We start from the raw sequence: 22,140 nt of genomic DNA, 5'->3' as shown, positions 1-22,140 counted from the left end.
AATAAAAAGTATTTATACTCTAAAACTTCTTGTTTTTCAGACGGCCTGTGGCGGGGTTTGTTCATGAAAATCTGCCGGCAGCCAGGTGGGTTCTGTGTGCAAAGCCACGCCGAAGGTTTGCTGCACGGTGCGGCAGACGTGCTGTGCCAATGCGTAAACATCTTGCGCCTCTGCCTGTTGTTTGTTTACCAACACCAGCGCCTGTTTTTCGTGAACGGCCGCGCCGCCGATTTGGAATCCTTTGAGGTTGCAGCGGTCGATCAGCCAGCCTGCGGCCAGTTTGACCGAACCGTCGGCCTGCGGATAGTGCGGCATGGCGGGGTACTGCGCCAGCATTTTCTGCGCCGTTTGTGCATCTACCACGGGGTTTTTGAAAAAGCTGCCAACGTTGCCGAGCGTTGCGGGGTCGGGCAGTTTGCCCGAGCGGATAAAACACACGGCGTCGGATACGTCTTTCGCCGTGATTTTACGCCCCGCGCAGGCTTGTTCCACCACTGCGGCCAGGTCGCCGTAGCGTATGTTGGGGCGGAAGGTTCCGCTTAGGGCGAACACCACGGCGGTAATCACATACCGCCCTTTGCCAGCCTGTTTGAACAGGCTTTCACGGTAGGAAAAACGGCAGTCGGCATTATTGAGCGTAACAAACGTGCGGGTGTCTAAATCGAAGCAGCGCACGCTGTGTATCACGTCTTTCACTTCCACGCCGTAGGCGCCGATGTTCTGCACGGGCGATGCACCTACACTGCCGGGAATCAGGCTCAGGTTTTCCAGCCCGCTCAAGCCTTCCTCAAGCGTGTGCAGCACAAAGTCGTGCCACACTTCGCCCGCCTGCGCTTCTATATAAACGATGCCGTCTGAACGGAAAAGTTCGCGGATTCCCTTATTTTTTACATGAACTACCAAACCTTGATAATCACGCATCAGCAGAATATTGCTGCCGCCGCCCAGCCACAGCACGCTTTTTCGCTCGAATGCGGGCAGTTTCACAATTTCGTGCAGGTCGTTTTCATGTTCCAGCACCGCAAAATCACGCGCGCGGGCTTTGAGGCCGAACGTGTTGAGCGGGGTTAAGTCCACATCGTGCATTACTTGCATCACAACATCCTTTTACGTGCCGCTTCCCTGCGGCTGCACCATTCCAAATACCAAACCAGCAGCACCGCCGCCACCGAAAGCGACAGCACCAGTGCCGTCCAGAAACCATAAATGCCCATATCCAAGCCGTAGGCAAGCGCATAGCCGGGCAGCAGGCCGAAACCCCAAAACGCCAGCGCGTGTATCAGCATGGGCACTTTGGTCATTTTATAGCCGCGCAGCGCATAAGAAGCCACGCATTGGGTACTGTCGGCAAGCTGGAACACCGCCGCAAACAGCAGCACGGCGGCAGCAATGCCCAACACGGCGGCGTCATCGGTATACATACCCGCCAGCGGGCGGCGCAGCAGCACCAGCAGCAAGGCGGTCAGCACGGCCAACACTAAACCCAACACCAGCGATACGCCCGAAATATAACGCGCCCGCGCATATTCGCCGCGGCCGAGCGAATAACCCACCCGCACCGTGCCCGCTGCGCCAACGCTTTGCGGAATCATATAAATCACGCCGGTGAGGCTGATCACCACCTGTTGCGCGGCGATATAGTCTTCGCCCAACGGGGCGATCAGAAACACGATAAACGAAAACAGGCTTGCCTCGAGAAAAAACGACAAACCGATGGGCGCGCCCAGCTTCCAAATTCTGCCGAAAGCGCCGGCATCGGGGCGGCTGAAGCGGGCGGTTAAACCGAAGCGGCGGAAATAAGGCTGTTTGGCCACATAAAGCCACAACACCGCCGCGTTGAACCAAAACACGGCTGCCGTGGCCAAACCGCAGCCCGCGCCGCCCAGTGCCGGCATACCGAATTTACCGAACACAAACATATAATTGAGCGGAATATTCAGCAGAAACGCCAAAAAACTCACCACCATAATCGCACGCGGGCGGTTGAGGCTGGAAGCATAAGCGTGCAGGGCGCGGTGCACCATCGCGGCGGGCATGGCCAAACCTGCAAACAGCAGATAATGCCCCATCATCCGCTCCACCTTGCCGCTCAGGTTTAGAAAATACTGGAACAGCGGCACCGCCGCCCACAGCAGCAGCATACCGATAAGCCCCAGCATGATGCCGAACCAGAGGCCCTGCCGCCCCGTTTCGCCCACTTCTGCGGTTTTGCCTGCGCCGAACAGATGGGCGATCATCGGGTTGAGCGCCGTCATCACCCCCAAAAAGGTGATATACACGGTGGCAAACGCGCTGCTGCCCAGCGCCACCGCCGCCAAATCATCTTTGCCCGCACCACCGGCCATCACCGTGTCGACGAAACCGATGCCCACCTGAGCCACCTGAGCCAGCAGCATGGGTAGGGCCAGCAGGGAGAGTTTTTTGATTTCTTTGTTGAAAACGGGGAAAGAATAGCGGTTTAAATCAAGAAGCATGGATACGGTTGTGTGCAGGTGGAGCCGGGAATCTTAAGAATCATCGCGTTTTCAGACGGCCTTTGCCAAACCGGAGCGGCCGTTTGAAAATGCGGCGCGTAGTGTAACAAAAAAAGCCCCGTTCGGGCGGATTTGCAAGCGTCAGGCCGTCTGAAATATTATTTCAGACGGCCTGTGCCGTATCGGGAATGAAATTACATGCAAACCTATGATGCGCTGTGCAGATGTAGCTTGAATTTGTTTTATGTCAATTAGTCTTGCAGGATAACACTTTCATTACAATAAATTAATTGATTTATGGCGGGAGTTTGATATGATGTTCCGCAAAACTGACATCGGTGTCATGCCGAAAGGGCGTGATGCGGAAACAGCGCAACCCAACGATATTTGACTACAGGAAGAAAATCATGCAAGTGAAAAACGAAGCCATGTTGATTACCTATGCCGACAGCCTGGGTAACAATCTGAAAGATTTGAAAAACGTGTTGGAAAAACACATGAAGGGCGTGATCGGCGGCGTGCATATCCTGCCGTTTTTCCCGTCTTCCGGCGACCGCGGTTTCGCACCGATGGACTACACCAAAGTAGACCCTGCATTCGGCGGCTGGGAAGACGTGAACGCACTGGCGGAAGACTACTACCTGATGTTCGATTTTATGGTGAACCATATTTCTGCCCAATCGCCTTATTTCCAAGACTTCCAACAGAAGAAAGACGGTTCCGAATGGCGCAATCTGTTTATCCGCTATAAAGAATTCTGGCCTAATGGCGAGCCTACCGAAGAGCAGGTGGACCTGATTTACAAACGCAAACCCCGCGCGCCTTACCGTATGGCCGAGTTTGCCGACGGCACCAGCGAAAAAGTGTGGTGCACCTTCGACGAGCAGCAGGTCGATTTGGACGTTACCCACCCCGTTACCAAAAAATTCATCAAAGACAACCTTGAATTTCTGAGCAAACAGGGTGCGGCGATTATCCGCCTCGACGCATTCGCCTATGCCAACAAAAAAATCGGCACCAACTGCTTCTTCGTGGAGCCGGAAATCTGGGAAACCCTGAAAGAATGCACCGACGTGCTCGACGCGCACAACGTTACCGTGCTGCCCGAAATCCACGAGCACTACACCATCCAGCTCAAAATCGCCGATCACGATTATTACGTTTACGATTTCGCATTGCCCATGCTGGTGCTGCACACCCTGTTCAGCGGCCGCGTCGACCGCCTCGTGCATTGGATGGAAATCTGCCCGCGCAAACAGTTCACTACCCTCGACACCCACGACGGCATCGGCGTGGTGGACGTGAAAGACCTGATGACCGACGAAGAGTGCGAAGCCACCCGCGAAGCCCTCTACGCACAAGGCGCCAACGTGAAGAAAAAATATTCCAGCGCCGAATACAATAATTTGGACATCTACCAAATCAACTGCACCTACTATTCGGCTTTGGGCAACAACGACCAAGCCTATATGCTGGCACGCGTGCTGCAATGCTTTGCCCCCGGTATCCCGCAAATCTATTATGTGGGCCTGCTCGCCGGCGAAAACGACATCGAGCTTTTGGAAAAAACCAAAGAAGGCCGCAACATCAACCGCCACTACTATTCCTTGGCCGAAATCGACGAAACCGTGAAACGCCCCGTGGTGCAGCAGCTTTTCAACCTGCTGAAATTCCGTAACACTTCCAAAGCCTTCGACGGCGAGTTCTCTGTGAAAGCGTTGGGCGAAAAAGAGCTGGAAATCGTGTGGAACAATGCCGCCGCAGGCGTATCGGCTAAGCTGGTTGCCGACACCGGCGGTAAAACCTTCACCATCACCGAAACCGTGAACGGCGAGAGTAAAGAAATCACGCTGTAAGCAATACGGCAGCCTTAAGGCCGTCTGAAAACCCAAGCTCCGCAGAAATTGCGGCGTTCGGGCTTTCAGACGGCCTTAAGGTAGTTTTGCCGAGGTCTCGGCTATATAACCAAATACAACAAACATAAAACCAAGCATTCTTTCCTTTTTTCAGACGGCCTGTATAAAGTAGCACCGTTAATATTCCCGCTAAGGAACCGTTATGACCGCAACCCGCCTGTTTTCTTTCGCCGCCCTGTTCGGCACCGCCCTGGCCCTGTCGGCTTGTTCGCCGAAGGTCGAAGATAAATCTGCCGCACCCGCCCCCGGCAACGGCATCAAGCTTCTGAACGTGTCTTACGATGTGGCACGCGATTTTTATAAAGAATACAACCCTCTGTTTATCAAAGAATATCAAGCCAAACACCCGGGCGCCGAAATCAGCGTGCAGCAGTCGCACGGCGGCTCGAGCAAACAGGCGCTGGCAGTAGCCAACGGCTTACAGGCCGATGTGGTTACCATGAACCAAACATCCGACATCGAGCTGTTGGAGAAAAAAGGGCTGGTGAAGGCCGACTGGCGCAGCCGCCTGCCCGATAATGCCGTGCCGTTCACCAGCACCACCGTATTCCTCGTGCGCAAAGGCAACCCCAAACAGGTTCGCGATTGGGCGGATTTGGCCAAAGACAACCTGCAAATCGTGATTGCCAACCCGAAAACCAGCGGCAACGGCCGCTATGCCTTTCTTGGCGCGTTCGGTTACGCGCTCAAAGCCAATAACGGCGACGAAGCCAAAGCCAAAGAGTTTACCGCCAAGCTGCTGAAAAACGCCCCCGTGTTTGAAAACGGCGGCCGAGCGGCCACCACCACGTTCACCCAGCGCAACATCGGCGATGTGCTGATTACCTTTGAAAACGAAGCCAACCACGTGAGCCGCGTGCTGGCGCCCGGCCAGTTTGAAATCGTGTATCCGAGCTACACCATTCTGTCGGAAAGCCCCGTGGCCGTGGCGGACAGCGTGGCGGAGAAAAAAGGCACCGAAGCGGCGGCTGCCGAATACCTGAACTATTTGTGGAGCGAACCGGCGCAGGAATTGGCCGCCAAATTCTACCTGCGCCCGCGCAATGCGGCGGTTCTTGAAAAGTATAAGGCCGATTTTCCCGCCGTCGAAACCTTCAAACCCAACGATGTATTCGGCCCGTGGGAGGAAATTATGAAGAAATACTTTGCCGACGGCGGCGTGGTTGACCAGTTGTCAGTAAAGAAATAACAGAATTTTTTACCGTAACCTAGAAAATAAAGCAGGCCGTCTGAAACGTTTCAGACGGCCTGCTTTTTACTGCCGTGCTTAATCGAAAAACGTGCCGGCTTTTACAAAGCGTTGGGCGTAATAAGGTTTGTCGAGCCGCTCGGTGCGAACGGTACTGCCCGAGCGCGGGGCGTGGATGAATTCGCCGTTGCCGATATACAGTCCCACATGGGAGATGCCGCGGCCGGAGGTGTTGAAAAACACCAAGTCGCCGCTTTTGAGCTTTTTCGGGCTGATTTTTCTGCTGGCTTCGGCCATTTGGCGCGAGGTACGGGGGATGTTGACGTTGAGGGCGTTTTTGTAGAGGTATTGGATCATACCGCTGCAATCGAAGCCGTTTTCGGTGGTACCGCCCCAGCGGTAGGGGGTGCCGACCAAATCCATGCTTTGCAGAATCAGCTCGCGGCCGCCTTCCTGTTGGCTGATGTGTTTGATGCGCACGGGCTGCACGCTTTTGGCGGCGTGGGTTTTGGGTTTGCTGCGCGGCGAAGAGGTACTGCCGCACGAGGCGAGGGCGAAAGCGGCGGCGGCGAGTGCGGCGGCGCGCAGGATGGGGCGGATATCGGGCATGGAGGCTCCTTAGCCTGTGGTAACTTGATTTAGTGTCTGCCGGCGCGTTTGGGTTTGTGTGGAAATGTTTTTCTGTGCAATAAGTAATTAATAAACGGCAGGCCGTCTGAAAAGTTGCCGGCGGGGTTTTCAGACGGCCTGATATTGCATTGCGCCTGCTGCGATGTTGTCAGCGGCGCGGCAGTCCTTTTGTTAGGGCTTTGTCGGCGCGTTTGACGGCGAGTTGCTCTTTCCAGCCCATATAGCGTTGGCGGTAGCGCGCTTTCATGAAGTTGTCGAATTTGCGCTGCACGGTGAGGTTCCACACGCTGCGGGCTTTGACCGCCCAGCTTTCGTCCCATGCGCGCAGGGAGAGGGAAAATGAGCCGTCGAGGTATTTCATCCAGTGCCACCAGCCGGTGGGCATGAATAAGGTGTCGCCGTATTCGAGGTAGCATTCTATGCCTTCCACACCTTCGAGTGCGGGGAAGCGGGCGGTGTCTGGGGCTTCTACGCTGTAGTCTTCGAGCGCGTAGGTGGCGAACGGGATTTGGTAGAGCCGCTCTTTCCATTTGTAGTCGAACAAAATAATGTGTTTGCGGCCGAAATGGGTGTGGAAGATATGCGCCATGTCGATATCGTAGTGCAGAAAGGTTTCGGAACCTATGCCGCCGAAAAACATGGTTGGGTATTTGTCGAGAAAGCCGCCCATCAGGTCTTTAGGGGACACATAATCGTTGAGCAGGGAGGGGGCGTGTTTGATGGGGTCGAACAGGAAAATGCGCAGGTCGGTAGGCTCGCGTTTGATTAAGTCGATATAGTCGCCGAACTTCATTTCGGCACTGGCGGCGTTAATCGGTGCGGCGGGGTCGGCTTTGCTGCTGTCGTAAAGCGGCACGGTGATGTCGCCGACGGCTTCTTTCATGTAGTCGAGCGACCATTTTTCATAAGCCGGCCAGCTTTTGCTCATGTTTCTGATCACAAGCGGGCGGCGCGGTTTGAGGTATTTTTCTCGGAATTCTTCGCGGCTGATGTTGTCGGCCACGTCGATAGGGGTGAGTTTGAAGCCCATGTTGTTGTTTTCGGTTGCCTGAAAATATCAAAACCGCGATTTTATTAAAATTTTGCGGCAGCGCAAACTGCCGGCACGGTAAAAAACCGTTGCTTTTGCCTAAAAATCAAGATTAAAGGTTGTGAGGCCGTCTGAAAAATATTTTCAGACGGCCTGAGCATCATGCGGCTTCAGCCGTTGGGGTGTAAGGCTCCGGTGATGCGGTTGCGCAGCCAGCGGGCGGCGGGGGCGAGTTCGCCGGAAAGCATGCCGGTTTCGCCGGTTTCGGAATCTTTCAACACATCGGCGGCGGCACCATGCAGCCACACGCCCCCGCAAACGGCTTGTTCAGGCACAATGCCTTGCGCCAGCAGGCTGCCGATGATGCCGCTCAACACATCGCCGCTGCCGGCAGCCGCCAAGCCGGGGTTGCCGCTGCGGTTGGTGTGAAGCAGGCTGCCGTTTGGGGCGCACACCAACGTGTGGCGGCCTTTGAGCACGGTGTAAGCGTTAAACAGGCGGCTGATGCGGGCGGCGGCGTGTTCGCGGTCTGCCTGCACTTCGGCGGTGGCGGTGCCGAGCAGGCGGGCGGCTTCGGCGGGGTGGGGCGTGAGAATCAGATTGCCGCGTTTGCCTGCCCGGGCGGCTACTTCGGGGTGGCGGGCCAGCAGGGTGAGGGCGTCGGCATCAAGCAGCAGCGGGCTGCCGTCGGCAAGCTGTAGCCGGGTGTGCAGCACGGCAAGGGCGTTTGCACACACATCCAAACCGCAGCCGATCACCCAGGCGCTGATGTCGCCGCGTTTTTGCAGCTCGGGCGCAGTGGCAAGCATGATTTCGGGGCGCTCGGGAATAACGGGCAGCGGCAGGGCGCTTTGGTTGAAACCCGCCCACACTTTGCCGCAGCCGTTATAAATGGCGGCCACGGCGGCCAGAATCACGGCGCCGCTCATGCCCGCCGCGCCGCCGATAACCGCCAGCGTGCCGTGCGTGCCTTTATGGCTCTCGGCCGTGCGCGGCACGAAAAGCTGCGGGAAGAGGGCGGCTGTTTCCAACTGGGCGGCGAAGTGTTTACTTTGGTAAGGGCTGGAAAACATCATGATTCCTGTGCGTAAATCTATTACAATCGCAAAAAGTTTTCAGACGGCCTGTGCGAAGCGCGGAGCCGTCTGAAAACGGCACGAACCATGATATAAGAACGAAAGCGGATTATGAAGCAGAAACTGAAAGTTTGGGATTTGCCCACGCGGCTTTTTCATTGGACGTTGGTGTCGGCAGTTACCTTTATGTGGTATAGCGCCGAAACGGGCGGCAACCTTTTGATATGGCATTTGCGCGTGGGGCTGCTGATATTGGGGCTGATTGTGTTCCGCATCTGCTGGGGTTTGTGGGGCAGCGACACCTCGCGCTTCGCCAACTTCGTGCGCGGGCCGGGGCAGATTGTGCGCTATCTCAAAGGTGAAATCAGCGAAAACGAACAGCCCGGCCACAACCCGTTGGGCGCATTGATGGTGTTGGCGCTGCTGTCGGCGCTGCTGTTTCAGGTAACGACGGGCCTGTTTGCCAACGATGAAAACACCTTCACCAACAGCGGTTATCTGAACGGTTTGGCAGGCGATGATTTGGGCGGCACGTTCCGCACCGTGCACGTTACCTTTTTCAATGCGCTGCTGGTGTTAATCGGCATACACGTTGCCACGATTTTCATTTATAAATTTCTGAAAAAGCATGATCTGATTAAACCCATGATCACCGGTTACAAATCAATCGAGGGCAAACTGCCTGTGCTGTCGTTTGCCGGCGGCGGCAAACTGGCGGCGGCTTTGGCCGTTGCCGCCGCCGTTGTGGCGTGTGTTCTGTTTGCCGGTCCAGCGGGGTGATGAAGTCCGATTAAGAGCCGGACACTATCAAAGGGCCGTCTGAAAAGTTGTTTTTCAGACGGCCCGGTATTTTCAGGAAAATTTGAGCGGGATCTATTATGTGCTGATTCACTGTTTATTTTACAAGGCTCTGACCCGGTTTTCAGTTTGCACATTGAGTAAAGTTTTAACATATTGTGTTTTGTAAAAAAGCCGCCCGTAAAAGTTCAGGCGGCTTGTCGTCGGATAGAAAGAAGAAACTGAACCGGAAAGGATTAAGACAGCAGATGGGCAACGCCGGCCTTTTCTTCTTCCAATTCTTTCAGGGTGATGTTGATGCGTTCGCGGCTGAAATCGTCGATTTCCAAACCTTCAACCAATTTGTATTCGCCGTTTTCGCAAGTTACGGGGAAGCCGAACATGGTGCCTTCGGGAATACCGTAAGAGCCGTCAGACGGAATACCCATGGTTACCCACTTGCCGTTGGTGCCCAATACCCAGTCGCGGATGTGGTCGATAGCGGCATTGGCGGCGGAGGCGGCGGAAGAGAGGCCGCGTGCTTCAATAATGGCCGCGCCGCGCTTGCCTACGGTAGGCAGAAATACATCGGCATTCCAAGCTTGGTCGTTAATCATATCCTTAACGCTGTCGCCGTTGATGGTGGCGAAACGGTAATCGGCATACATGGTGGGCGAATGATTGCCCCATACGCACAATTTTTCAATGGCCGAAACCGGTTTGCCGGTTTTTTCTGCGATTTGGCTCAAGGCGCGGTTGTGGTCGAGGCGCAGCATGGCGGTAAAATTTTTGGCAGGAAGATCGGGAGCCGATTTCATAGCGATATAGGCATTGGTATTGGCCGGATTGCCCACAACCAATACTTTGACGTTGCGGTCGGCCACTTTATTCAAAGCAGCGCCTTGCTTGGTAAAGATTTCGGCATTGGCCAACAGCAAATCGGCACGTTCCATACCTTTGCTGCGGGGGCGCGAACCAACCAGAATGGCAACTTGGGCATCTTTAAATGCAACCTCGGGGTCATCGGTAGTGAACATACCGGCCAAGAGCGGAAACGCACAGTCCTGAAGCTCCATCATAACGCCCTTTACGGCATTTTGAGCCTGTGGCAAATCCAGCAGCTGCAGAATAACGGGCTGGTCTTTACCCAGCATTTCGCCGCTGGCGATGCGGAACAGTAAAGCATAACCGATTTGGCCGGCGGCGCCGGTTACTGCAACACGAACGGGTGATTTCATACCAAAATTCTCCTAGGTGATCTGTGGGTGGTGAAAACGGCGTTTGGCAGCCGGTTTTCAGACGGCCTTCATTTAGTGGTCAGCCTGAAATAATTGAACACCAAAACGCAGTTGGCGGATATACGGAAAAATCATTTACGGCTGAGATACAGGCAGTTGCTCGGTTCTTTAAGGGCACATGTATTCCGTTATCCGGTTCAGGCGGTATCATACCAAAATTATCTAAGGGGGCAACAGGATTTTGTAATCGTATGAAACTATTTTGCCGACAGGCGGCACAATTGCCATTTTAATGCCTGATTATCAGCCATTACAAAAGATTGGATACGGGTAAAAACAGAAAGGAATGAAATTTTCTCTGTTTAAGTCCCTTTAAAACAGATATTTCTTAAAACAGGCTGTTAAATTTTATTAAAAAACTATCTTGCGGGGCTAGCCAACAGGGGGTAAACCATGTAAATTACGCTGTATCGTAGTTTCATGTAGCCGGTTTCAGCAAAAAGCTGAGGGCTGCTGGGTTTTGAGTTTTTGAGAGTTCTGTGAAAGAGGATATTGAAATGCAGACGAAGCAGCGCCCTGTATTCCTAGAAATCCCCAATATCAGGTTGCCGATACCCGGGATTGTTTCCATTCTGCACCGCATCAGCGGGGTCATTCTTTTTGTGAGCCTGCCTTTGCTGTTGTATTTTTTGGCCGGTACTTTGAGCCGCGAGGCCGCATTTGAAACCTACCGCTCCGTGGTGTCGAACCCTTTGGTCAAACTGATTCTGATCGGCTTGTTGTGGGCATATCTGCACCACTCTTTGGCCGGTATCCGCTTTTTGCTTTTGGATGCGCATAAAGGTTTGGAACTTCAAACCGCCCGTGCGACTGCAAAAGCAGTTTTCGCGGCAGCTTTGGTATTAACTGTGGTAATAGGAGCATGGTTATGGTAGACCGCAAACTGGCCGGTGCCCATTACGGCTTGCGCGATTGGGCAATGCAGCGTGCTACGGCTGTTATTATGCTGATTTATACCGTTGCATTCATTATCTTCTTGTCGGCATTGCCCGGTGATTATGAGTCGTGGCAGGCATTTTTTGCACAAACATGGGTGAAGGTGTTTACCCAAGTTACTTTTGTTGCATTGTTTCTGCATGCTTGGGTAGGTATCCGCGATTTGTGGATGGACTATATTAAGTCTTTCGGCCTGCGTCTGTTTTTGCAGGTTGCGACCATCGTGTGGCTGGTTGGTTGCTTGGTTTATTCGGTTAAAGTAATTTGGGGTATCGTATGAGTTTTCCTGTTCGCAAATTTGATGCTGTTATTGTCGGTGGAGGGGGCGCCGGTTTGCGCGCTGCACTGCAATTGTCCAAATCTGGCTTGAATACCGCCGTTTTGTCTAAAGTGTTTCCCACACGTTCGCATACGGTTGCTGCGCAAGGCGGTATCTCGGCTTCTTTGGGTAATGTGCAGGAAGACCGCTGGGACTGGCATATGTACGACACCGTAAAAGGCTCCGATTGGCTGGGCGATCAAGATGCCATTGAATTTATGTGCCGCCGTGCTCCCGAAGCCGTTATCGAATTGGAACATATGGGTATGCCGTTTGACCGTGTGGAAAGCGGCAAAATCTATCAGCGTCCTTTCGGCGGCCATACCGCCGAACACGGTAAGCGCGCGGTAGAGCGTGCCTGCGCCGTGGCAGACCGTACAGGCCATGCTATGCTGCATACGCTCTATCAGCAAAACGTGCGTGCCAATACCCAATTCTTTGTGGAATGGACCGCGCTGGATTTGATTCGCGACGATAACGGCGATGTGGTTGGTGTAACCGCGATGGAAATGGAAAGCGGCGACGTTTATATTTTCCATGCGAAAGCCGTGTTGTTTGCCACCGGCGGGGCCGGGCGCATCTATGCTTCTTCAACAAATGCCTTTATGAATACCGGCGACGGTTTGGGTATTTGCGCGCGCGCAGGTATTCCGTTGGAAGATATGGAATTTTGGCAATTTCACCCCACAGGCGTAGCCGGAGCGGGCGTGCTGATTACCGAGGGCGTGCGCGGTGAGGGCGGCATTCTGCTGAATGCAGACGGCGAGCGCTTTATGGAACGTTATGCGCCGACTGTAAAAGACCTGGCTTCACGCGATGTGGTTTCGCGTGCGATGGCTATGGAAATTTATGAAGGCCGCGGCTGCGGAAAAAATAAAGACCACGTACTATTGAAAATCGACCATATCGGTGCAGAGAAAATCATGGAGAAATTGCCGGGTATCCGTGAGATTTCTATTCAGTTTGCCGGCATCGATCCCATCAAGGATCCGATTCCCGTCGTGCCGACGACACACTACATGATGGGCGGTATTCCCACTAACTATTTGGGTGAAGTAGTCGTACCTAAAAACGGTAATCTTGAAACAGTAGTAAACGGCCTGTATGCAGCAGGGGAGTGTGCCTGTGCATCGGTTCACGGTGCCAACCGCTTGGGCACCAACTCGTTACTGGATTTGGTGGTATTCGGCAAGTCTGCCGGCGACAGTATGATTGAATATATCAATCAGCAAAACGGCTGGAAAGAATTGCCTGCCGATGCGGGGCAATTGACCAAGCAGCGTTTGGATCGTCTGAACAATCAAACCGGCGGTGAAAATGTGGATGCTTTGCGCAACGAGTTGCAACGTACTGTCCAACTGCACGCCGGTGTATTCAGAACTGATGCCATCTTGAAAGAAGGCGTTGAAAAAGTTTTGAAAATTGCCGAACGCGTAAAAAACACCGAAATCAAAGACAAGAGCCAGGTTTGGAATACGGCGCGTATCGAAGCTTTGGAACTGGATAATCTTATCGAAGTGGCCAAAGCCACTTTGGTTGCTGCCGAAGCCCGCAAGGAGTCGCGCGGCGCCCACGCTTCGGACGACCACCCAGAGCGTGATGACGAGAACTGGATGAAACACTCTCTGTTTTACACGGCAGACAACAGCTTGGCCTACAAACCGGTTCACACCAAACCATTAACCGTTGACTATATCGAACCGGCCAAGCGCGTTTACTAAAAAGAATATAAGGAACACAGCACATGGAAAAAGTACGTTTTCAGGTGTACCGTTACAATCCTGATGTAGATGCCAAGCCGTATATGAAAGATTACGAGCTTGAAATCGAACCTACCGATGTAAAACTGCTGGATGCTCTCGTGAAGCTGAAAGCAATGGATGACAGTTTGTCGTTCCGCCGTTCTTGCCGCGAAGGTATTTGCGGTTCAGACGGCATGAATATCAACGGTAAGAACGGTTTGGCCTGTTTAACAGATATCCGTAGTTTGAAACAGCCGATAAAGCTCCGTCCGTTGCCAGGCTTGCCGGTAATCCGCGATTTAATCGTTGATATGACACAGTTTTTCAAACAATACCATTCTATTAAGCCGTATGTAGTCAATGATACTCCGGCTCCTGATCGCGAACGCCTGCAAACTCAGGAAGAGCGTAAAGAACTGGATGGTTTATATGAGTGTATTTTGTGTGCTTGCTGTTCGACGGCATGTCCGTCTTTCTGGTGGAACCCTGATAAATTTGTAGGGCCGTCAGGCTTGCTGAATGCCTACCGCTTCATTGCGGACAGCCGCGATACGATTACCAACGAACGTTTGGATAATTTGAACGATCCTTACCGCTTGTTCCGTTGCCATACAATCATGAACTGTGTTGATGTTTGTCCGAAACACTTGAACCCGACTAGGGCTATCGGTAAGATTAAAGAAATCATGTTGAAGCGAGCAGTTTGATATGCCTGTTTTCGACGAAGCTGCAAAACGCAGAATCCGTTATCAAACCCGTCGTGGGCTGCTTGAGCTTGATATTGTGCTAGGGCGGTTCATGGATAAAGAGTTCCAGAGCCTTAATGATGAGGAATTGGCGGTATTTGTGGATATTTTGGAATTACCCGACCAAGAGTTTTTGGCTCTGGTTAACCAAAAAGAAGAAACAGCCGATGTCCGTTTTCTTCCTCTTCTGGAAAAAATCAGGGGAGCCTGAGCGTTATCGGGCCGTCTGAAAATAGCAGGACCGGGTTGCGTAAATTCAATGCGCCGAGTCTGATTCCAACAGAAAAACACAAGGAGCAAGAGATGTCTAAAACAGTAAAATTGCAGGCTGAAGGTAGAGATACACTGGAGTTGCCTGTGCTGGAAGGTACTTTGGGCCCTGATGTGGTCGATATCCGTACCTTTACCAAAGGTACTGGCATGTTTACGTTTGATCCCGGTTTTGTATCTACAGCCAGTTGCGAATCGAAAATCACATTTATTGATGGTGATAAAGGCCAGCTCTATTACCGCGGTTATCCGATCGAACAGTTGGCTGAAAGCAGCGATTATCTGGAAACCTGTTATCTGCTGATTTACGGAGAACTGCCGACAGCAGAACAGAAAGCTAAGTTTGAAGATACTGTTATGCATCATACTATGGTGCATGAACAGCTGACATGGTTTTTCCGCGGTTTCCGTCGTGATGCCCACCCGATGGCGATGATGGTAGGTGTGGTAGGTGCTTTATCAGCATTTTATCAAGACAGCTTGGAAATTTCAGATCCCGAGCACCGCAAAATTGCCATTTACCGCCTGATTTCAAAAATTCCGACCATCGCAGCCATGTGTTACCGTTATTCAAACGGGCTGCCGTTCAATTATCCGCGCAACGATCTTTCTTACACGGCAAACTTTATGCACATGATGTTTGCTACTCCGTGTGAGAGCTATACGCCGAATCCGGTATTAGTTCGTGCGCTTGACCGTATTTTTATTTTGCACGCAGATCACGAGCAAAACGCATCTACTTCTACCGTACGCTTGGCCGGTTCTTCAGGTGCCAATCCGTTTGCATGTATCGCTGCCGGTATTGCCAGCTTGTGGGGGCCTGCACACGGCGGTGCGAACGAAGCTGTGCTGAAAATGCTTGATGAAATCGGTGATGTATCTAATGTTGCGGCTTTTATGGAAGGTGTGAAAGAACGCAAATACCGCTTGATGGGTTTCGGACACCGCGTTTACCGCAACATGGATCCCCGTGCGAGCATTATGCGTGAAACGTGTTATGAAGTGTTGAAAGAGCTTGGTTTGGAAGATGATCCGCAATTCAAGCTGGCTATGGAATTGGAACAAATCGCGCTGAACGATCCTTATTTTGTTGAGCGGAAACTGTATCCGAATGTAGACTTTTATTCAGGTATCGTATTGTCTGCATTAGGTATTCCGGTTTCCATGTTTACCGTTATTTTCGCATTGGCACGCACGGTCGGTTGGATATCGCACTGGCATGAAATGATCAGTGATCCGAATCAGAAAATCGGCCGTCCGCGTCAACTGTACACAGGAGCGGAGCGTCGTGACTTCGTGCCTGTCGATAAGCGTTGATAACGGCATATACCGTAAATTCCGTTTAGATTTTCGAGGTATGCTCCGTAATTAAATTACTTGAAAATCAACGTAGAAAACATTAGCAAACTTAAAATGCAAAGAGTAGAATAAGCATATTTTCAGACGGCCACCGGCTATTTTGAAAATAAGAAATTCTACTCTTTATTTATATAGGCAAAGGGCAATCCATGATGGAAAACAAGCTCAATTTTTCATATTTATTTGGTTCGAATGCACCTTACATCGAAGAGCTGTATGAGAATTTCCTGAATGATCCGAATTCTGTGGATGATAAATGGAAACAATATTTTACAGACCTTGCCGCACAACCGGGCGCGGCAGAGCGCGACGTTCCGCACCGTCCGATTCAGGAATCGTTTGCCGATTTGGCCAAAAACAGAGCAACTGCAGCTATTTCGGGCGGTCTGGATGAAAACATGCTGAAAAAGCAAGTCGGCGTTCTACGAATGATGTCTGCTTACCGCATTCAGGGTGTAGGCGCGGCTCAACTTGATCCCCTCCGGCGTATGCCTCCCAGAAACATTGATGCCTTGAAGCCTGAGTTCCATGGTTTGGATGCTGCCGATATGGCGGTACAGTTCAGCGTGGGAGAGGGGGATTTTGCCGGCAGCGATAAAATGACTTTGTCTGATATTGTCAGCAAACTGAAACAAACTTATTGCGGCCATATCGGTATTGAATATATGTATATCGCCAATACCGAAGAGCGACGTTGGATCCGCAATTATTTTGAAGGTTCTTTATCTGCCCCTAAATTTAATGCCGATGAAAAACGTTACATCCTCAAACAACTAACTGCGGCAGAAACTTTGGAGCGTTATCTTCATACCAAGTATGTCGGTCAGAAACGTTTCTCGGTAGAAGGTGGGGAAAGCTCGATTGCGGGTTTGAACTATCTGATTCGGAATGCCGGAAAAGACGGTATTGAAGAAGTGATTATCGGTATGGCACACAGGGGCCGCCTGAATGTATTGGTGAATACGTTGGGTAAAAAGCCCGGAGATTTGTTTGCGGAGTTTGAAGGCCGTGCAGCAGCAACGCTCCCCAGTGGTGACGTAAAATACCATATGGGTTTCAATTCGGATATTGCAACACCTTACGGTGCAGTGCACGTTACACTGGCATTTAATCCTTCGCATCTCGAAATCGTTAATCCGGTAGTAGAGGGGTCTACACGGGCCAAACAGCGCCGCCGCGGCGAAGATGGCCGAAACCAAGTATTGCCGGTATTGATTCACGGTGACTCCGCCTTTATCGGTTTGGGTGTCAACCAGGCAACGTTCAACCTTTCCAAAACGCGAGGCTATACTACCGGCGGTACCATTCATCTGGTTATCAACAACCAAATCGGGTTCACTACATCCGATACCCGGGATGTACGTTCTACCGTGTATTGCACCGATATCGCCAAAATGGTGGAAGCTCCCGTATTCCATGTGAACGGCGACGATCCGGAGGCTGTATGCTTTGTAGTTCAGGCAGCTTTGGATTACCGTAAGCAATTCAATAAAGACGTCGTTATCGATTTGGTTTGTTACCGCAAACTCGGCCATAACGAGGGCGACGATCCCACGCTGACCCAGCCGATGATGTATAAAAAGGTTGCCAAGCATCCCGGCACCCGTGCACTGTATGCCGACAAACTGCTGGCTGAAGGCGTGATTAAGGCGGACGAGGCCGAAGGCTTTATCCAAGCCTATCGCGATGCTTTGGACAAAGGCGAGCATGTCGAGCAAACACGCCTCACCGACTATGAAAGCAAGCACCGTGTAGATTGGTCAAAATACCAAGGCCAAGATTGGCGCGAGCAAGTGGAGAGCGGTTTGTCAGAGGCGGATATCCAACGCTTGACAGACAAATTTACAGAAATTCCCGAAGGCTTTGCTTTGCACAACACCGCAAAACGCGTATTAGAAGCACGTAAATCCATGGCGGCAGGAAAGCAGCCGATAGACTGGGGTATGTCGGAAACGCTTGCATACGCGGCGCTGGTAACCAACGGTACGGGTGTGCGTATTTCCGGCGAAGATTCGGGACGCGGTACATTCTCGCACCGCCATGCAGTACTGCACGATCAAAATCGGGAAAAGAGCGACGACGGAGCTTACATTCCCTTGCGTAATATGAGTGACAACCAAGCAGGTTTCTTGGTAATTGATTCGATTCTAAACGAAGAAGCCGTAATGGCCTATGAATACGGTTATGCCTGTTCTGCACCCGACAAACTCACCATTTGGGAAGCGCAGTTCGGCGACTTTGCCAACGGCGCGCAAGTGGTTATCGACCAGTTTATTTCTTCAGGCGAAACCAAATGGGGCCGTTTGTGCGGATTAACCACCATTTTGCCGCACGGTTATGACGGCCAAGGCCCCGAGCACTCTTCGGCACGTTTGGAACGCTGGCTGCAACTGTGTTCCGAGCAGAATATGCAGATTGTGATGCCGTCTGAAGCATCGCAGATGTTCCATATTTTGCGCCGCCAAGCCCTACGTTCATACCGCAAGCCTTTGGTAATCTTCTTGTCTAAACGCTTGTTGCGTTTCAAAGATTCGATGAGCCCGCTGGAAAACTTCACCGAAGGTTCGACCTTCCGCCCGGTTATCGGCGATACGGTTGAGCGCGCCGATAACAGCAGCGTGAAACGCATTATTTTGTGTGCCGGCCAGGTTTATTACGATTTGGCGGCAGGCCGTGCGGAGCGCGGGCTGGAAAGTGATGTTGCCATTGTGCGTGTGGAGCAACTGTATCCGTTTCCGTATGAAGAGGTTCAGGCAGAGCTGGCAAAATACCCCAACGTCAAAGATGTGGTGTGGGCTCAGGAAGAGCCGCGTAACCAAGGTGCTTTCCACCAATTACGCCACCGTATCGAAAAAATCTTGGGCGAACAGCAGAAACTGGGTTATGCAGGCCGCCCGGCCAGCGCATCACCGGCAGTCGGTTATATGAGCAAACACGTTGCCCAGTTGAAACAGCTGGTTGAAGATGCAATGACTTTAAGCTAAACCATTTAAAGGCCGTCTGAAACCGATTTGTATTATTCAGACGGCTTCACACCACCGGAGAATGAAATGATTGTTGAAGTAAAAGTACCCGTTTTGTCTGAAAGCGTATCTGAAGGCACCTTGATGTCTTGGCACAAAAAAGTGGGGGAATACGTTAAACGCGACGAAATCCTGATTGATGTCGAAACCGATAAGGTTGTATTGGAAGTACCGTCGCCGGAAGCGGGTATTTTGGTTGAAATTGTTGCCCAAGACGGCGAAACCGTTGTGGCCGAGCAGCTGCTGGCCAAAATCGATACCGAAGCCAAAGCCGAAGCCGATGCTTCTGTGCCGGCAGCAGAGCAAGCTGCCCCCGCCGCCGTACAGGCTCCTGCTTCCAATATGCAAGTCGGTGTAGCGATGCCTGCGGCTGCCAAACTGGCTGCCGAAAAAGGTGTAGATATCGACAGCATACAAGGTTCAGGGCGCAATGGCCGGGTGTTGAAAGAAGATGTGCAGAATGCCACTGCCCCCAAAACCACAGCGGCAGCACCTGCCGCTCCGGTGCCTGCCGGTGTGCGTCCTGAACAGCGCGTGCCGATGAGCCGCCTGCGTACCCGCGTGGCCGAGCGTTTGCTGGCTTCCCAGCAGGAAAACGCGATTCTTACCACTTTCAATGAAGTTAATATGAAGCCGGTAATGGATTTGCGCAACAAATATAAAGAAAAATTTGAGAAAGAGCACGGCGTTAAGTTGGGCTTTATGTCGTTTTTCGTAAAAGCCGCAGTGGCCGCACTGAAAAAATTTCCAATCGTCAATGCTTCCGTAGACGGCAACGATATCGTTTACCACGGGTATTTCGACATCGGTATTGCCATCGGCAGCCCGCGCGGCTTGGTTGTGCCGATTTTGCGTGATGCGGATCAAATGAGCATCGCCGACATTGAAAAAGCCATTGTCGATTACGCTGCAAAAGCCAAAGACGGCAAAATCGCGCTGGAAGACTTAACCGGCGGCACGTTCAGCATCACCAACGGCGGTACATTCGGTTCGATGATGTCCACACCCATCATCAATCCGCCGCAGTCTGCCATTTTGGGTATGCATGCTACCAAAGAGCGTGCCGTGGTAGAAAACGGCCAAGTAGTGGTGCGTCCGATGATGTATTTGGCGCTTTCTTACGACCACCGCATCATCGACGGCCGTGAAGCCGTGCTGACTCTGGTAACCATCAAAGATTTGCTGGAAGATCCTGCACGCTTGTTGCTTGATCTGTAATCTAAAATCCGCGGTTTTCAGACGGGCGAATGCGAAGGCCGTCTGAAAACCGTTACAGCTGAATATTTAAGATGAAGAAAGATGAAATATCTGTTTCTTTTATCCGCATTGGTTTTGAGCGCCTGTGCGGTAATACATCAGGAAGAATACTTAGTATCGGCCTATGACGGCCAAGGGCGTTTGCTCAGCAAGCGTGTGCAATTGGGCAGCAATAAAGCAGGTGTGCCGCTGGCACGTGATACTTTGTGCAAAATACATCCGAGATCCGTTATCCGCGTGCATACCAAATGGAATAAGCAGCTCGCCAAGGATTTCAGACCTTATTCGTGCAGTTTGAAGAAAGAGATTTAAAAAACATTCCGCAATTTTTGAGAAGCATCCGGTTTTTTAACTGATTTGCACTATTGTTTTTGGTTTTCAGAAATTTCTTCAATAATCAGGCCGTCTGAAAAGTTCTTATATTTTCAGGCGGAGCAACACAGAGAAAGAGAAAAGGATTCAATTATGTCCCAGTTTGACGTAGTCGTTATCGGCGCAGGTCCCGGAGGTTATATCGCCGCAATCCGAGCCGCCCAACTTGGTTTTAAAACCGCCTGTATCGATGCGGGCGTAAACAAGGCAGGCGATGCGCCGGCTTTGGGCGGCACCTGCCTGAATGTGGGCTGCATCCCCTCCAAAGCCCTGTTGCAGTCTTCGGAGCATTACCATGCCGCACAACATGATTTTGCCGAACACGGCATCACCGTCGGCAATGTAAAATTTGATGCAGCCAAAATGATTGAGCGCAAAGATGCCATTGTTACCAAACTTACCGGCGGCATTAAGTTTCTGTTTCAAAAAAACAAAGTGGAAAGTTTGTTTGGTAAAGGTTCGTTGAAGGGCCGTAACGGCGATTTATGGCAGGTTGAGGTCGATAACAAGGGCGAAAAAAACGTGGTGGAAGCCAAAAACGTGATTATCGCCACCGGTTCCGTGCCGCGCTCTTTACCCTTGATTGATATCGACAACGTTAATGTACTGGATAACGAAGGTGCGTTGAACCTGACCGAAGTGCCAAAAAAACTGGGTGTAATCGGTTCCGGCGTAATCGGTTTGGAAATGGGTTCTGTTTGGAAGCGCGTAGGCTCCGAAGTAACGATTCTTGAAGCCATGCCCACGTTCTTGGCTGCAGCCGACCAGCAAATCGCTAAAGAAGCATTTAAAATTTTCACTAAAGAGCAGGGCTTGGTTATCGAGCTGGGCGTGAAGTTGAATGAAATCAAAAACAGCAAAAAAGGCGTAACCGTTGCTTACGAAACCGGCGGTCAGGCCAAAGAAGAAACGTTCGACAAACTGATTGTTTCTATCGGCCGTATTCCGAACACCGAGGGCTTGAATGCCGAGGCGGTAGGGTTGGAAAAAGACGAGCGCGGCTTCATTAAAGTGGACGATGAATGCCGCACCAACCTGCCCAATGTTTGGGCAATCGGCGACGTGGTGCGCGGCCCGATGCTGGCACACAAAGCCAGCGACGAAGGTGTGGCCGTGGCTGAGCGCATTGCCGGTCAGAGGCCGCATTTGGATTTCAACACCATTCCGTTCGTTATCTACACCGACCCTGAAATCGCGTGGGTCGGTAAAACCGAAGAGCAGTTGAAAGCAGAGGGAGTGGACTATAAAAAAGGCACTTCGGGTTTTGCCGCCAACGGCCGTGCTTTAGGTTTGGGCAAGGCCAAAGGCACGGTGAAAGTGTTGGCTGATGCCAAAACCGACCGCATTCTCGGTGTGCACATGATCGGCCCGATGGTCAGTGAGTTGGTTGCCGAGGGGGTAACCGGCCTGGAGTTTAAAGCCAGCAGCGAAGACATTGCCCGCATCGTTCATGCCCATCCGACTTTGTCGGAGGTGTTGCATGAAGCTTCTTTGGCAGTGGATAAGCGAGCTTTACACGGTTGATGTAACGGTCGGCTGTTTTTAGGTTATGTGGCCGGCCATTACAAAAATAAAGGGACTGTTCCCGTTTCGCTCGGTATTCAATGCAACGGCGTTTAGTTGAATAAGCATGCCGTCTGAAAGGCTGGTTTTTGATTTTATTGAAACCGTTTTTTCAGACGGCCTGAGACCTTTGCAAAAATCCCAAAACTCCTCTAAATTCCCC

20 protein-coding genes are annotated in these 22,140 nt (G+C 51.8%); 13 read left to right on the top strand and 7 right to left on the bottom strand.

Going from position 1 to position 22,140, the window contains the following annotated elements; translation table 11 throughout:
- Positions 1-36 precede the first annotated feature (36 nt).
- Together murB and Q3970_RS01865 are read right to left on the bottom strand one after the other, a co-directional pair.
- Positions 37-1,095: a UDP-N-acetylmuramate dehydrogenase gene (gene murB / locus Q3970_RS01870; RefSeq protein ID WP_303098915.1), complete on the bottom strand. Its 1,059-nt coding sequence runs from the start codon at positions 1,093-1,095 to the stop codon at positions 37-39.
- The gene (locus Q3970_RS01865; protein ID WP_303098914.1) at positions 1,095-2,474 is read right to left on the bottom strand and encodes an MATE family efflux transporter; all 1,380 of its coding nucleotides are present in this window, start codon (positions 2,472-2,474) and stop codon (positions 1,095-1,097) included. Before Q3970_RS01865 ends, murB begins: the two co-directional genes overlap by 1 nt.
- A gap of 407 nt (positions 2,475-2,881) precedes the next feature.
- Between Q3970_RS01865 and gtfA the strand changes: the two genes are divergently transcribed.
- Entirely contained in the window at positions 2,882-4,330 is a 1,449-nt protein-coding gene (gene gtfA, locus Q3970_RS01860; RefSeq protein WP_303098913.1) for a sucrose phosphorylase, read from the top strand.
- Positions 4,331-4,532: 202 nt separating this feature from the next.
- On the top strand, positions 4,533-5,579 hold the full coding sequence (locus tag Q3970_RS01855; protein WP_303098912.1) for a sulfate ABC transporter substrate-binding protein: 1,047 nt from the start codon (positions 4,533-4,535) through the stop codon (positions 5,577-5,579).
- 78 nt (positions 5,580-5,657) lie between these two features.
- Here Q3970_RS01855 and Q3970_RS01850 read toward each other — a convergent pair whose 3' ends face one another.
- The 3 genes from Q3970_RS01850 to Q3970_RS01840 all read right to left on the bottom strand — a co-directional run bounded on the left by Q3970_RS01850 (position 5,658) and on the right by Q3970_RS01840 (position 8,315).
- Complete coding sequence (locus tag Q3970_RS01850) at positions 5,658-6,188, bottom strand: C40 family peptidase (RefSeq protein WP_303098911.1); 531 nt, start codon at positions 6,186-6,188, stop codon at positions 5,658-5,660.
- Positions 6,189-6,357: 169 nt separating this feature from the next.
- The gene (locus tag Q3970_RS01845; RefSeq protein WP_303098910.1) at positions 6,358-7,239 is read right to left on the bottom strand and encodes a cupin-like domain-containing protein; all 882 of its coding nucleotides are present in this window, start codon (positions 7,237-7,239) and stop codon (positions 6,358-6,360) included.
- 170 nt (positions 7,240-7,409) lie between these two features.
- Positions 7,410-8,315: an NAD(P)H-hydrate dehydratase gene (locus tag Q3970_RS01840; protein WP_303098909.1), complete on the bottom strand. Its 906-nt coding sequence runs from the start codon at positions 8,313-8,315 to the stop codon at positions 7,410-7,412.
- 111 nt (positions 8,316-8,426) lie between these two features.
- Between Q3970_RS01840 and Q3970_RS01835 the strand changes: the two genes are divergently transcribed.
- Positions 8,427-9,095, top strand: a complete 669-nt coding sequence (locus tag Q3970_RS01835; RefSeq protein ID WP_303098908.1) for a cytochrome b/b6 domain-containing protein — start codon at positions 8,427-8,429, stop codon at positions 9,093-9,095.
- 254 nt (positions 9,096-9,349) lie between these two features.
- Here Q3970_RS01835 and Q3970_RS01830 read toward each other — a convergent pair whose 3' ends face one another.
- Positions 9,350-10,330 carry a malate dehydrogenase gene (locus Q3970_RS01830; protein ID WP_303098907.1) on the bottom strand — a complete coding sequence of 327 codons (981 nt, stop codon included), beginning with the start codon at positions 10,328-10,330 and terminating at the stop codon, positions 9,350-9,352.
- Between the two features lie 557 nt (positions 10,331-10,887).
- Between Q3970_RS01830 and sdhC the strand changes: the two genes are divergently transcribed.
- The 10 genes from sdhC (at position 10,888) to lpdA (ending at position 21,938) form a co-directional block, all read left to right on the top strand.
- Positions 10,888-11,265, top strand: coding sequence for a succinate dehydrogenase, cytochrome b556 subunit (gene sdhC / locus Q3970_RS01825; protein WP_303099011.1), 378 nt, complete (start codon positions 10,888-10,890; stop codon positions 11,263-11,265).
- Positions 11,259-11,606 (top strand): succinate dehydrogenase, hydrophobic membrane anchor protein, encoded by a 348-nt coding sequence (sdhD, locus tag Q3970_RS01820; protein WP_303098906.1) that lies wholly within the window; start codon positions 11,259-11,261, stop codon positions 11,604-11,606. The genes sdhC and sdhD overlap by 7 nt, the downstream gene beginning before the upstream one ends.
- The gene (gene sdhA, locus Q3970_RS01815; protein ID WP_303098905.1) at positions 11,603-13,366 is read left to right on the top strand and encodes a succinate dehydrogenase flavoprotein subunit; all 1,764 of its coding nucleotides are present in this window, start codon (positions 11,603-11,605) and stop codon (positions 13,364-13,366) included. The genes sdhD and sdhA overlap by 4 nt, the downstream gene beginning before the upstream one ends.
- 23 nt (positions 13,367-13,389) lie before the next feature.
- Positions 13,390-14,094, top strand: coding sequence for a succinate dehydrogenase iron-sulfur subunit (locus Q3970_RS01810; RefSeq protein WP_085364737.1), 705 nt, complete (start codon positions 13,390-13,392; stop codon positions 14,092-14,094).
- 1 nt (position 14,095) lies between these two features.
- Positions 14,096-14,344: a succinate dehydrogenase assembly factor 2 gene (locus Q3970_RS01805; protein ID WP_303098904.1), complete on the top strand. Its 249-nt coding sequence runs from the start codon at positions 14,096-14,098 to the stop codon at positions 14,342-14,344.
- A 92-nt stretch (positions 14,345-14,436) separates the two neighbouring features.
- Positions 14,437-15,720 carry a citrate synthase gene (gltA, locus tag Q3970_RS01800; protein ID WP_303098903.1) on the top strand — a complete coding sequence of 428 codons (1,284 nt, stop codon included), beginning with the start codon at positions 14,437-14,439 and terminating at the stop codon, positions 15,718-15,720.
- Positions 15,721-15,911: 191 nt separating this feature from the next.
- A complete protein-coding gene (locus Q3970_RS01795) occupies positions 15,912-18,746 on the top strand; it encodes a 2-oxoglutarate dehydrogenase E1 component (protein ID WP_303098902.1) in 2,835 nt (944 codons plus the stop codon).
- A 66-nt stretch (positions 18,747-18,812) separates the two neighbouring features.
- On the top strand, positions 18,813-20,003 hold the full coding sequence (odhB, locus tag Q3970_RS01790; RefSeq protein ID WP_303098901.1) for a 2-oxoglutarate dehydrogenase complex dihydrolipoyllysine-residue succinyltransferase: 1,191 nt from the start codon (positions 18,813-18,815) through the stop codon (positions 20,001-20,003).
- 81 nt (positions 20,004-20,084) lie between these two features.
- A complete protein-coding gene (locus tag Q3970_RS01785; protein ID WP_303098900.1) occupies positions 20,085-20,354 on the top strand; it encodes a hypothetical protein in 270 nt (89 codons plus the stop codon).
- 153 nt (positions 20,355-20,507) lie between these two features.
- Positions 20,508-21,938 (top strand): dihydrolipoyl dehydrogenase, encoded by a 1,431-nt coding sequence (gene lpdA, locus Q3970_RS01780; protein ID WP_303098899.1) that lies wholly within the window; start codon positions 20,508-20,510, stop codon positions 21,936-21,938.
- Between the two features lie 18 nt (positions 21,939-21,956).
- On the opposite strand, the gene Q3970_RS01775 is transcribed toward lpdA, so the two are convergent.
- Positions 21,957-22,140: hypothetical protein (locus tag Q3970_RS01775; RefSeq protein ID WP_303098898.1), on the bottom strand; the 184-nt coding region annotated here is incomplete at its 5' end.

The sequence above is a fragment of the Neisseria sp. genome (assembly GCF_030530745.1).
Lineage (GTDB): Bacteria > Pseudomonadota > Gammaproteobacteria > Burkholderiales > Neisseriaceae > Neisseria.
Note: the sequence above shows the minus strand (reverse complement) of the source record. Positions and strands in the feature narration are given on the sequence as shown.